At 45.8% G+C, this 12155-nt stretch carries 9 protein-coding genes and 2 pseudogenes; 5 read left to right on the top strand and 6 right to left on the bottom strand.

Features of this window, described 5'->3' with window-relative positions; genetic code table 11:
* Window positions 1-31: 31 nt before the first annotated feature.
* The 5 genes from CTZ24_RS23900 to CTZ24_RS23880 form a co-directional block, all read right to left on the bottom strand.
* Window positions 32-2905: a hypothetical protein gene (locus CTZ24_RS23900; protein ID WP_208726717.1), complete on the bottom strand. Its 2874-nt coding sequence runs from the start codon at window positions 2903-2905 to the stop codon at window positions 32-34.
* A 2-nt stretch (window positions 2906-2907) separates the two neighbouring features.
* Window positions 2908-4197: a hypothetical protein gene (locus CTZ24_RS23895; RefSeq protein ID WP_208726715.1), complete on the bottom strand. Its 1290-nt coding sequence runs from the start codon at window positions 4195-4197 to the stop codon at window positions 2908-2910.
* Between the two features lie 160 nt (window positions 4198-4357).
* Window positions 4358-4924, bottom strand: a complete 567-nt coding sequence (locus CTZ24_RS23890; RefSeq protein ID WP_208726714.1) for a hypothetical protein — start codon at window positions 4922-4924, stop codon at window positions 4358-4360.
* A complete protein-coding gene (locus tag CTZ24_RS23885) occupies window positions 4921-5409 on the bottom strand; it encodes a glycoside hydrolase family 108 protein (protein ID WP_303464874.1) in 489 nt (162 codons plus the stop codon). The genes CTZ24_RS23890 and CTZ24_RS23885 overlap by 4 nt, the downstream gene beginning before the upstream one ends.
* Before the next feature lie 90 nt (window positions 5410-5499).
* Complete coding sequence (locus CTZ24_RS23880) at window positions 5500-6315, bottom strand: CPBP family intramembrane glutamic endopeptidase (protein ID WP_208726712.1); 816 nt, start codon at window positions 6313-6315, stop codon at window positions 5500-5502.
* A gap of 460 nt (window positions 6316-6775) precedes the next feature.
* Here CTZ24_RS23880 and CTZ24_RS23875 point away from each other — a divergent pair, with 460 nt between their 5' ends.
* From CTZ24_RS23875 to CTZ24_RS23860, 5 genes and pseudogenes are all read left to right on the top strand, one after another.
* Window positions 6776-6988 (top strand): hypothetical protein, encoded by a 213-nt coding sequence (locus CTZ24_RS23875; protein WP_021185351.1) that lies wholly within the window; start codon window positions 6776-6778, stop codon window positions 6986-6988.
* Between the two features lie 345 nt (window positions 6989-7333).
* Window positions 7334-8601 (top strand): annotated as a pseudogene (locus CTZ24_RS23870) (serine/threonine transporter).
* A 35-nt stretch (window positions 8602-8636) separates the two neighbouring features.
* Window positions 8637-9014: a serine dehydratase beta chain gene (locus CTZ24_RS26955; protein WP_437180289.1), complete on the top strand. Its 378-nt coding sequence runs from the start codon at window positions 8637-8639 to the stop codon at window positions 9012-9014.
* Window positions 8920-9285 (top strand): annotated as a pseudogene (locus CTZ24_RS26950) (L-serine ammonia-lyase, iron-sulfur-dependent, subunit alpha); the annotation flags it as partial. The gene CTZ24_RS26955 and the pseudogene CTZ24_RS26950, both read left to right, overlap by 95 nt.
* 206 nt (window positions 9286-9491) lie before the next feature.
* Window positions 9492-10388: an alpha/beta hydrolase gene (locus CTZ24_RS23860; protein ID WP_244634081.1), complete on the top strand. Its 897-nt coding sequence runs from the start codon at window positions 9492-9494 to the stop codon at window positions 10386-10388.
* A 45-nt stretch (window positions 10389-10433) separates the two neighbouring features.
* On the opposite strand, the gene CTZ24_RS23855 is transcribed toward CTZ24_RS23860, so the two are convergent.
* Window positions 10434-12002 (bottom strand): sulfatase-like hydrolase/transferase, encoded by a 1569-nt coding sequence (locus CTZ24_RS23855; protein WP_208726709.1) that lies wholly within the window; start codon window positions 12000-12002, stop codon window positions 10434-10436.
* Window positions 12003-12155 lie beyond the last annotated feature (153 nt).

Genomic DNA, 12155 nt, shown 5'->3' with positions numbered 1-12155 from the left:
CAATATAAAGTAATGGCCGCGGGATTCTCAGCTAACTTATATTTAATACGTGTCGCCAGGAAATTGATCGCTTCGACATGATAATTTTCCTGTGCAATGCTTTTTTTGTATTGACAGTGAACCTTTGCAGATAATAGAAGACCTCCGGCAGAAGCATCCTGACAATACGCTCTTTTGTCGTCACATCGCTTAACTGTGTAAGCACCTCCTGAGTCTTGCTGACCAGGACAGATTGCAGAACAAATCGATAATTGTTCTCAAAAGCACAGGAGTTACTTGTCATAATGTCCTTGATATTTTGCCTTGCGTGTGTGAGCAAGATATTTTGCTCCGGAGTCAGAATGAGATTTTGGATCGTGGTGGGTTGCGCCTTGTCAAAATTCTCTTTCAGATAATCGTAAAAAAAATTGGCATCAATATCCGTACGATTAGGGTTGAGGTTATAATAATTACCTAAATCCAAAACCTGCATGACATACTTTCTCAACTCGGGTGTAAAACTCCTGAAAGTAAACATTGCCAATGGATCATAATCAGCTGCAATAGTCCACCCACCGGCTTTGGCCGTATCGATAACCTGTTCAATGCTGCCCGATTTTAGTTCGGAAAATAAAAGCTCTTTGTACAAACCAGGGTCTTTTTGATGAATCTCAAAGATATTTATCGTTAGATTACTTACCTTAGTTGTATCGCTGTAGCAGTGAATCTCCCCACCCACTGGCAACGGAAACATATAATTTTCAATCTCCAGGCTTCGATTACCTTGTGGTGCAATCCAACGCGAAAATGGATGAAATTTATGCTGCTGATAGAAATCAATTAACTCTCTTTTCGCCAACGTAAAAAATCCTGCGAACCCCTTCCCCTTCAATGCCTCGGCCAGGCTGAACAGGTTCGTTCCAAAGGGTTTCAGATTGGTCAGGGGATACATATAACCAGGAAATATACTTACCGCTTCCAGAAGCTTGATAAACCGCTCTTGTTCTAATTGCTTCAACATGGTTTTTGCTGCCTTAAGTTGAGCAATCTCCGATGTTATTTGTGATTCAATCAGTGAGGAAACATGTTGCTTACTGCTATGTGGCAAGGTCTGTGCTAGTTTATACGACGAATCAAGAATTTTCTTTTTTGCAAGAATGTTTAGTTTTTGCATGTTAACTTTAGAAATTGCGCGCCCCAACCCCTTGAGGATTTTGAATACAGAACGAGGCAACAGAAACTCTACTCCGCACGAAAGAAATCTTAATAGATTTTCGTAATGATCGATGGGAAGATCATCTACAGATTTTAATAATAAGTTATTCACCGAATCGGCACAGCTTTTAAGCGGAAATTGTTCGGCAATGATTCCCAGTGCACCAAGTTGTTCTTCCTTCTCGCCCTGCGTTAATATGGCTTCATCTACTTTCTGCTTCTGCCAGCTTAAAAAGGCTTTCCTGTTCTCCAGTGCTCTTTCAATGATGAGTGGGATGGCAGTTGCAGCAGGCCCCAGTTGTTTCTCCTCAAACCACGGGATGATTTGCCATGAAGGAGTAATAAATTCACAAGCCTTAGACAGGCCATATTTTGTCCAGCCACTGTAGAATTTGAAGAAATTATCGGCGTCATCGGTCCAGCCCGACCGGGGTTTTTCAACCGTTTCACACCGATCCCAGTAAGTTCTTCCATCTTTAAAAAAATAGTGTTGATTGAGGATCTCTTCCTGTAATGTTTGAATATCTCTTGTGGTGTTGATTGGTAGGGTAATAATCGGAAATAATTGGCCTTTCCTCGCAATTTCGGGATTTAAAAGGAAATATTTTCTTTTCCCGGTTTTAATATTTTCACCAAAAAAGATGACCCCACCCTCAGTTTTTGTTCGTTCATTAAAAGCTGCGTTACTCAGAACTTCCGGGTTGAGTTTGGATGCCGCCTGGATAAAAAGATATTTTACCATCTGAAAGCGTTTACTATGTCCGTCAACAAGAGAATAAACCACATGCTGGTCAGATAAATAACCTTTAACATCAGCAGCCGTAATATTAAAAGCCTTCATTATTACCTGCCGGTAGTAACTAATATGTTCATCTTCAAACGTTTTATAGAGTTCCTCATAATCACTCTTTATTTCCGTACGTAACGGGTGTGGTTTTAAGGTAAAGGCTGTTTTTCCTTCATAAGGATATTTTCGCAACGGGCTCGGAACGGAATTTGGCATAAGATCATAAAGTACTTTTATGCCATCAGGAAAACTCATTATCACACAAAATAAGTCTTTGCACTCGATGATGATGGGGTACTCTGGTTTTCTTAATGGAGTTCTGTGAATCTTAAAAGTTGGCCTCTCAAAACTACTCTCTTTATCAATATCAACCCCCAGGATTTCGTATTTTGATCGGGCAACATCCCGAGCACTCACTGGTTTGGTTCTTTCCAGATTAATATCTAACTCATGGTAATCCTGATAGGGCTCATTAATTACGCGATTATATTTTTGATATTTACTTACTTCTGTAGCATTTGCCGAATCACCAAGGTAAACCTTGACTCTCGCAAGTCTGAATGTCAATAATTCCCCTCGATCCAGAGCCGACTTGAAATCACCAAACGTGATATATTTATTTTTGGGGTACTCCACCCCCATATCTATCCAGTAGTCATTAAGACTCTTTGAAATGACGGACTCATTTGATAAGCCGTGATTAAGAAATTGAATAAAATCTGGTGCCGGGAACTTAATCGCAAACTTAATTATTCTTTCTAACTTTTCTGATTGTGTAGTTTGCAACGCATTTACCATAGCACGTAAAATATAGGAGTGAAGTCCCTGAATTGCCTTGCCAATGGAATCATTTTCTGTACCATTTGCATTATCACGCCATATTTTACTCACTTTCATATTTACAACATTAATAAGCTTTGCCATGTTCAATACCTGCCTACTTCCGGGAGGAGTAAGCAAAACTGAAAAATGTCGATCAATAGATTATTCATTTGATCACGATCCTGACAGGTAAACTCTGTCACATTCATGGTTGTAATCAATTTTTCCGCATGCTTAACACGCAGATCGATATTTTCATCAAAGATAAACTGACTAAATTCATCAGCCAGCCGAATACCGCTCTGACTGGAATGCAGCAACTTCCTGATCTTTGCGACGACGTCGTAACAGGTGCTATTGGCTGTAGAGTTTAGGTGTAAATCGAGAGCCGGAGGACGATTCCCATAAGACACACTGCCCAGGGGTACATCCCTCTCATTGTCGGTTAATATCAGACCATTATTATTAGCGACTTCCTGTGACGAAAGCAGAAACTGATAGCCCACCATAAGACTGGCACCGACTAACGTCAGTGCCCCCGCTATTGGTACGATGTTCCTGCCGGGCTGGGGTGCCTGCAATGCCAGCGCTGCGGCAGTCATTCCGGTCGCCAGCAGAGGTGCATTGACGTCCAACCTGCTACTTGCTGAGGTTGGCGTTACTGAGGCATGTTGCAATTTTTCCTTATATTTAGCTATCTTTTGCCGACGTTTATGCCGAGCCAGCCCTTCCAGGTCAACTGTGGTTTCCTGACACAACGGCCTTACCAGATCAAAACCGTCAATAAATTTAATTGTGGTCCCCACAGGGGGGCATATCCAGCTGATAGCAGGTATCAACGCATATCTCAATCCTGCACTCATCATTTCAGAGGTAAAAACTTTCGTTTCGATAAAAGAGAAAATGAATTCGCGCAAAACCTCTTCACGGGTGAATCCCGTCGGAGAAGTCGCGTTCGTGCTTTTTTTGAATACGTTGTTTTCTTCCAGTAGAAGAAGTAATTGATTATATTTGGCCCGATTCTCCTCAAGGGGAACACACCCTGCAATACCTTCTAACTGAAGAAATGTCTTCACTTCATTTTCAGGAATAAATAATTGCGCCCGTAACTCCCTGCCTTTTTCAGAGTTCATCACTTTAACTGCAACCTTCAGGTCCAGGTGATGTTCATAACCCATCTTGCTCCCTCTGAAATCAGCCGCTGTTATCTCTTTCTTTTCTTGTATCGTTGGCAAATAGTCATAAATCAGACTGGATATTTTATTCCAGGGTGCGTGGGTAATTTTTCTTATCGAACCAATAAGTAAATTATTTCCCTTGAGAACCAGTGACAAGACACTTTGATCGGCATAAAAACCAATGCCATTGTAAGCGAAGTAATTATCAGTATTCATTAATGACATTCCTTGTGATTATGAAAACGCGCCTGCGATAATATTCACAAAAAATGTAGTCGTTTATAACGAAAAATAAAGCTGGTGGTGAGTAAATCTATGGCGAGGTACGACGAGATAAATTCCGACCCCGATCTGGAGCCGGAATTCAACCAGGCGTTCAACGATGTCCTGCCATTTCCTGGTTAATCTGCATTTTTCCCCGAAACCAGGAGGCAATGCCCAGCACGGGGCTCATGGTTGCCATAATGCCCGCTTCAGCCCCAATCATGCCAGGCAACACACTGAGGATCTGACTATCAGCCTGGAAAAACATGACGCCGAGATAGCACATTGCCACCGTTAATGAAGAGCAGATCGCCGTCGCCCCAAAACAGAAACCAATAAAAGGACGCCAACTGTAGGTTGGCCAGTGCAGCGCACTGCTCTCCACTTGCATGGTTTGATTCACTGCCGCGGCGTTGTTTTCCCTTGAGATGGTTGCACGCGTTTCCATCTCCATCAGTGCTTCCTGATGGCGATAAAGTGCCGCTGTCAGTGCCTGCACCATTGTCGGATTATTCCTCAACATCTTAATCGCCGCTTCATCATGCTTTTCCCCGGTAATGTCCCGAACAGTACTGAGTATCTGCGCGGCATTACCTGCCGCATTTTCATGACCAAGCCATTGCAACACCGCAGGGACAACATTGGCTAACGACATGACCAGGCTCACTGCGTCCATCATTGTGCCCCTCGCAATAAATTCCCCGCGACGCGGTTGGCCCAACCCCGACCAAAATGCGGCCAGTTTTTGAGTGCGGTGTAATAGGTCAGACGGTAGGCATTCAGCCGCAGGATCACTTGGCGGGGGTCAGCCTGATGTGCAGCCTGGAGGGTGAGCGGTCCCATAATGCCATCGGCGTTTACACCGATCGCCAATTGTAACCAACGTACCGGATGCCCACCGTTAAACGCGATATCGAAAATCTGTAAGGCGATGGATGATGGCAAATCATCACAAAGATAACGGTCCCACCACAAACGACGAGCGATGTTTCGCGCCGTTTCTAACGGCAGATGACGCATAACACCGGTGTAACCGTTCTCCCGTGCTACCCGTTCGGTAATACCATAACAGGTCGCGCCACCAGGATCGTTCGGGTGATTTACGTATCCTCCCTCATGGCCCATTAACATCTCAAATGCTTCATTAAATCGATGATTCATCATTCATTCTCCCATAAGGTAATGGCGACCTCGTCGCCTGCGGGAGTGAATATGGGTGTAGGTGCGTTTTTTTATTAGCGGCCTGATTGAGCGTTAATGTCGCAACATGGGATAAGTAAAGAACAGCAGATGAAGCATATTGAGCGCGACATGGAATAAAACGGCAACCCATAACCTGCCACTCCACATCCATGCCAGACCGTAGATTAGCCCAGCCAGGCTGGCAAACACGACCAGCAGGATGCCCCCCGTGATGTGCATCAAACCAAACAATAGCGCAGCGAGCACCAGGGCAAGGAAAGGCGATATCCATCCCGCCAGACGCTGTTGCAGATACCCCCGGAACAGCGCCTCCTCCGCCAGAGAGACAAAGAACACATTGGCAAAGGCAAACTGAATAAGCCACTGTGGCAGATGTCTCTCCGGTTTTAATCCACCAAAATAGACCGCCAGCCATAACAGCGCAGGGACCGACAGTACCAGCCCCAGCCACTGCCAGCGCAGCGCCTGGCGAGAAGGCTGCGAGACAAATAACGACCGCATCACCACTAACAGCACGAAGGGAGTCAACGCCTTATCGAAGTTGTAATACATCGTGAAGGGCACACTTTGCGGTCCGGCAATGACCTGATCGAGGACTTTGACATTATGAAAGCCGGGAAGCTGATGGGTCATCAGGGCGATCGCGGCGATGAGCATAAGTACCTCTGCGCCATAGCGCACCAGTTTGTTCTCACCAAAACGAAATGACGTCAGGGCCACCAACAACAATCCAGCGAAAAAAAGCCATGCTTGCCAGTCCAGAACGTGGGTGTATGTCGCGAGAATCACCGTGATAAGCAAAATACCTAAAGCGAACTTTTTATGCGTTTCCAAAAACAGAAGCGCTATTGCCAGCAGTATCCACATTGGCTGTCCTTAGTCTGATTAAGAGTGGTATGTATAAAATTAATGCGGAGATAAAGAGCAATCTCTTCCCCGCTTCTGAGACGGAAATCTCATAGCAGACAAAAAGTATATAGGGATATTCCTAATAGCGTGAAATTACCCTTTTGAGGTACTTCCGCATTGACAACTGGTGTGACATCTTACCAGCACCCTGTAAATTGTCATGAAAGGTGATGAAGATGAACGCCAGGACCTATTACATCCTTATATCCACAGACAGTGATGATGATCACAGGTTAACTAGAAATATCTGCCCGTTCACTACCGGGCAAAAACATGGGATACCGCTGTCTCTTCCTGAACAAAAAACGCTATCCCTGGCAAACACGGCGAGGAATTTGCACGATTCCACCCGGTTGCTTTTCACTTTTGGTCAGCACCGAGAAGCCTGGGCTTTCAGTTCATAACCGGGACAATAAGTATGCATAAATCAACTTTCTATTATCTGGATAATCAGATTCTGCACAGCAAAGAATGTCCCTATGTTCATAAAGGTATCAGCCTATTCCTCGGTTCTGCGTACAGCAACGCACAGGCGATGTCGATTGCAAAGCAACGTAGCAAAAATGTGCGCTACTGCAAGGAATGCTGTACGGGCGACTGGCTCCGAAGCCTTGATGTTGAAGCAAAGTAACCCGTAAATCGCAGCCTGGCGTTACCCTTTCCCACGGAGTGACGGATAAGGAACGCCAGTTTTCTTGCTGAAATTGACTATCTGAACCTGCCCCTGGCTATTTCATTGCCATGATCAAACCCTGAAATATTTATTTGAATCCCCCTAATTGACCTGAGAAATTTCCAAAACAACACCGGTAAGAAATCTTATTTTTAATAGAAAAATATTCATTATAATTATCGAATAAACATCGTTAATGTAAACCCTCATATTAATAACCACAAACTTATCAGCAGAAAAACAGCCCCCTTTGCCTTACATTGAATTCACACAAATTTCGCCCTGGAAAATAAGGAAAAAACCATGAGTCTCGACACCACTGAAAAAGTGACGGCGGTGAGCCTGAGTCGCTGGCGTAAAACGGACACCGTCTGGATGTTAAGTTTATACGGCACTGCGATTGGTGCTGGCGTGCTATTTTTACCAATCAATGCAGGTCTTGGCGGCCTGATACCCTTGATCCTGATGGCATTGATCGCCTTCCCAATGACTTTTTACGCGCATCGTGGTATGACGCGCTTTGTTCTCTCTGGTAACAAACCCGGCGCAAATATCACGGAAGTGGTGCAGGAACATTTTGGTCCTCGCGCAGGCAAAATTATCGCACTGCTCTACTTTTTCGCCATTTATCCCATTTTGTTTATGTATAGCGTCGCCATCACTAACACCGTTGAAAGCCTGCTGGTTAATCAACTGGGGGTGACTGCGCCTCCCCGCGCATTATTGGCATTGTTGTTAATCCTCGGCATGATGACCATCGTCCAGTTTGGACAGAATATTATGGTTAAGGCGATGAGCACCCTGGTCGATCCGTTCGTGTTGTCTCTGCTGCTGATGGCAATGTATTTGATCCCTCACTGGAATGGCGCCGCACTGGAAACCTTGTCATTCGAATCTTCTGGCAGCGTCATGACTTACCTCTGGCTGGCCATCCCGGTAATGGTGTTCTCATTTAACCACTCCCCCATCATTTCCTCATTTGCCGTGGCGAAGCGCGCAGAATATGGCGAAGAAGCCGAGCAAAAATGTTCCCGCATCCTGGCTTAAGCGCACATCAGGATGGTTGTCACGGTGATGCTTTTTTTGTTTTCAGCTGCGTGTTGAGCCTGCAACCAGAAAATCTGGCCGAAGCGAAAGCACAGAACATCTCAATCCTTTCCTATCTGGCTAACCACGTCTCTCTGCCATTTGTCGTCTGGATGGGGCCGATCATTGCCATCGTCGCGATTACTAAATCCTTCTTTGGTCATTACCTTGGTGCTACTGAGTGCTTCAACGCGCAGCTTAACATCAACAGCCAAAAATTCGGCTGGGTGACATCACTGTTTATGTTGATCACCACCTGGCCCGTCGCCACACTGAATCCGAGCATCTTTGGCATGATTGAAACTCTGGGTGGCCCGGTCATCGCCATGCTGCTGTTTTTACTGCCAATGTATGCCATCCGCAAAATCCCGGCGATGCACAAATATCGCGGCGCGTTAAACAATGTTTTTGCCACGGTTATTGGTCTGGTGGCACTGACAGGTAAAGGTAATCGCATGATCTCGATTCTTGATATGTTAAAATAGGCATTGGCCCTTCCAGCTCCCACACCATTTGGTCGATGGCAGCGGCAAAACGCTTTGTGACACAGTTGCAACAGGATGGGCAACTTACCGCAGCGACCCATATTGATGTACATCTTTATGGTTCACTGGCACTGACGGGGAAAGGCCATCAAACTGATAACGCTGTTATTTTGGAGCTGGCGGGTTTCTCCTCGGATAATGTTGATATTGATGCTATCCCGGTATTTCTGACGCAACTGACGAAGACTGGAAAATTACCGCTGGCTGAAACAGCGCACTCGATTTCTTTTACGGCACAGGACAATATCCAATTCCACGCTGGCGTGTTCGATGGCCGCTGCAGCACTGCCCGCAGTATGGGGTGGCAGTGCGCAGCAAGTTTGCATTGCAGCAGAGATTGCAATGGAACATAACCTCGGATTGACCTGTGATCCTCTGGCGGGCCAGGTTCAGGTTTCCTGCATTGAGCGAAATGCTATTGCCTCCGTTAAAGCAGTCAATGCCGCCAGGATGACATTGCGCCGTAGTTCTGCACCGAGTGTCAGTCTGGAAAAGGTGATCGCGGCAATGTATCAGACAGGCAAAGATATGCATGTGAACTACCGTGAAACGTCACAAGGTGGGCTGGCCGTCGCGGTAGGTGTTAAGGACGCTGAAAGGGTGACGCTGGACCGTTGGTGGTAATAATTTCATCTAACATTCTCTATCGGCGCGATAAATGAAGTGAACCCCTTAACCCTGACAGTTATAACAATCGGTGCGTTGGGTCTTAACGACTTGCAAATGATTGTTATTATCATTAGGTTATTCTCCCACATATTCGCCGCTTTTAACGATCGGGTCACCGATCACCAACGAATGTCATCAAAGGGATGGGGGATGAACATCAAATGAATCAGAGCTTATACAGGAAAGGAATTCAGGGAATCTCAGCGTTAACTTTTGTGTTTGTCTGTGCCGGAAATTGCTATGCCAGACCAGATATGACACCATTAGGCCCTAACATTGCTGACAAAGGATCCACCTTTTACCACTTCTCCACCCGCACATTTGATTCCGCTGACGGTAAACGCCATTACAAAGTATGGACAGGCGTGCCGGATAAGCACTCTCCCAAAGCAGGTTTTCCCATTCTCTATATGCTCGATGGCAATGCCGTGATGGACAGGCTTTCTGATTCCTTCCTGAAAAAATTATCAGAAGGGTCGCCACCGGTATTGGTCGTTATTGGCTATCAGACGACGCTGCCTTTTGATCTACAAGCCCGAACGTATGATTATACACCAACGCATTTTATCAGCAGGTGGGACCGGCATGGACGATCAGTCGGGGGCAGCACCGCTTTTCGTCATCTCGTCGAAGAGACGATTGCCCCTGCCAGTGAAAAAAATCTGAAGATTAATCCTGCGCAACGCGGGCTGTGGGGGCATTCGTATGGCGGGTTATTTGTGCTGGATTCCTGGTTATCTTCGAATTTCTTCCGTTCATATTACACGGCCAGCCCCTCGCTGGATCGTGTTAACAACGAGATGCTCGCGCAAATCACCGCTACATCTGGGGAGGCGTTCAGTCATAAGAGGCTGGATATAATGGAAGGCGACGACGATGAAAAAAGACCGCAGGCCAGTGCCGCGCCAGACAGACTGCGGGCCTTGCGTCAGGCAGTAGAGACGCTGCGCAGCAATGGCGTTGCAGCAACCTATTCGCTGTTCCCAGGACTGCCACATGGCGCGATGTTCACGGCGTCATTCCAGGCAACACTTTTGCAGATGTCTGAAGAGAAGTAAGTCTGAGCTGGTGGCGCGAACCTCCCGGTTCGCGCGATAACAATGTTAGAGATCACCGCCCTTCAAACGGTAACCCATCATAATCAAGTCGCCTTTTATTGCCGTCCATGACCTGGATAACCTGTGGTGTCTGATAACAATCACTGAGTGGCAAACTGCAACGACGCTTCTCGTGATGTGTGACACCCAACCAGTCACTGAGCAACCAATAGTTATTACTGGTTGAATATTTATCTGGAAACACCGTCCCACGGGTATTAGAGGCATCGACTGTGCGGCTGTACCAGATAAACATCTGGATATCAAAAGATTGTTTGGTCGGATTGCTGATATCATGATGGTAATAATTCGCGTATTTTTGCGGGTCGCGTACCAGCCCGTGATCAGAAAATAGATTAATGAAGGCCGCGTACCGGCAAGTAATGAAAACAGACGCCCCAGTTGCTTATCCGTATAAGCAATCGCGTTCAGATAACAATTGTCGTAAACATCGACTGTGAAGGGAATGGTTTCACTGCGCGGAAAGCGCTCACAGACAGGTCCATGGCTGCCGTAAAAATGCAGCACGATCAGTTTTTCCTCCGGCTCAGGAATCACCTGCGCCAGTTCATTCACCAGACTACTATCAAACCCTATCGTTTCGTTCCATTTATGGTGCCCGGCGCGTTTTGCCATCGCTGTGATTAAGCTATTACTCTGCCCGACACCACCCTGATTGCTGAACCAATAGGTATCGAGTTTTAAATCGTTGGTTAATGAGATCACATTGTCAGCCCATGCAGTCAAAGGTACGTCATCGGCATGATGCACTTTTGCCAGAGAGGCCGGTACGGAAAGAATGGTTAGCGGCGCAGGGGCAATGGCCTGATTAAACAGCAGCATACTGCCATGCTGCGCACCAATAAATGGCGTGGTGGGGTAGTCGGAACCATAGATCCCATGATCTTTCCTGCGCGCAGACTCGCCAATCACAATCACATAATTATCGATACCTTTATCTTGCCAACTGTAGTCATAAGTGTTTTTCGCCTGCATGACGATGTCGGTCAACTTCGCATCGTTGTAGGCACGTACGATGGGGGAAAAATTATATAACGGCGAATTGACCAATAATCGTTCTGAGATCAGGAAATCCTCGGATCGGGTCTTACCGGATACTGTATACAAAAAAATCGAGATGCCTGTGTAGAGCAATAATATGATGCCAGACAGTACAAGTTTTCTCTCAGTAACACGCCGGGACAAATAATAAGAGAGCGACACATAAAGCAAGAAAATTATGGCAAACCAGAAAACGTAGCGATAGTTATAGTACAGCATATCAATACTTTCTTTCTGGCTGGTATTAATGAACGTTGTGGCCATCATCGTCGAAAAAGCGGTGTCGAACTCGAAATGGAAATATAATGATGTCACTACCGAGAGTGATAAAACAAAACATAACGCCAGCGAAAGTAAAACTGTTGATTTCCGCTTGAAAAACCAGGCAGAAATCAGGAAAAGAAGTACGGTCGTCAAATAAACTTTTATCACTGTCCCTGACTTCTGATTAAGTACAAACAGTGCCGGACATAAGGCCAGCAACCCGCCCCAAAAAACCTGTATTTTTTTCACTCTATCTACCTGTAGAAAAATACCTCCCCTGCCTATGCGGGTTATTCCCGTTTTAAAGCTTGATGAAGGATGTTTTATAGCAATTTTAGTATGTTGTAACTATACAAGAGTCCCATAATCATGGTTAAACCAAACAGAATCCCCATGATGCAA

The organism is Pantoea phytobeneficialis (assembly GCF_009728735.1).
GTDB lineage: Bacteria > Pseudomonadota > Gammaproteobacteria > Enterobacterales > Enterobacteriaceae > Pantoea > Pantoea phytobeneficialis.
Note: the sequence above shows the minus strand (reverse complement) of the source record. Positions and strands in the feature narration are given on the sequence as shown.